At 67.6% G+C, this 999-nt stretch carries 1 protein-coding gene; it reads right to left on the bottom strand.

Annotated features, from left to right (window positions below):
• A partial coding sequence (locus ABGB14_RS49985; RefSeq protein ID WP_347650958.1) for a polyketide synthase occupies positions 1–999 on the bottom strand: 999 nt, incomplete at both ends.

The following is a 999-nucleotide window of genomic DNA, read 5'->3' on the forward strand; positions in this document are numbered from 1 at the left end:
GCTCCGCGACCGGGCCCTGCTCGATGATCACATGAGCGTTCGTGCCACTGATCCCGAACGACGACACAGCGGCCCGGCGAGCGTGCCCGTTCTCCTGCCACGGCTGCGGCTCGGTCAACAGCTTCACCGCACCCGCCGACCAGTCCACATGCGGCGACGGCTCGTCGGCGTGAAGCGTCTGGGGCAGCATGCCGTTGCGCAGCGCCATCACCATCTTGATCACACCGCCCACACCTGAGGCGGCCTGCGTGTGACCGATGTTGGACTTCAGCGACCCGACCCACACGGGCCGGTCATCGGGCCGTTCCTGGCCATAGGTCGCCAGCAGTGCCTGGGCCTCGATCGGGTCGCCCAGGGTCGTGCCGGTGCCGTGCGCCTCCACCGCGTCCACGTCAGCCGCCGACAGGCCCGCATTCGCCAAAGCCTGCCGGATCACCCGCTGCTGCGACGGACCGTTCGGAGCCGTGATCCCGTTACTCGCACCATCCTGATTGACCGCACTGCCCCGGATAACCGCCAGCACCCGATGACCGTGACGTTCCGCGTCCGACAACCGCTCCACCAGCAGCACACCAACGCCCTCACCCCACCCCGTGCCATCAGCACCAGCCGAAAACGCCTTACACCGCCCATCCGCAGCCAACCCCCGCTGCCGCGAAAACTCGATGAACATCCCCGGCGTCGACATCACCGTCACACCACCGGCCAACGCCAGATCACACTCACCCGACCGCAACGCCTGCGCCGCCCAATGCAACGCCACCAACGACGACGAACACGCCGTATCCACCGTCACCGCCGGGCCCTCCAACCCCAACGTGTACGACACCCGGCCCGACACCAAACTCCCACCACTGGTATTCGCCGGCGTCCCCAACCCATAGTCGTGATACATCACCCCCGCGAACACACCCGTCCGACTCCCCCGCAACCCCACCGGATCAATCCCCGCCCGCTCAACCGCCTCCCACGACGCCTCCAGCAACAACCGCTGCTGCG

The sequence above is a fragment of the Nonomuraea sp. B10E15 genome, from assembly GCF_039871615.1.
Classification (GTDB): domain Bacteria; phylum Actinomycetota; class Actinomycetes; order Streptosporangiales; family Streptosporangiaceae; genus Nonomuraea.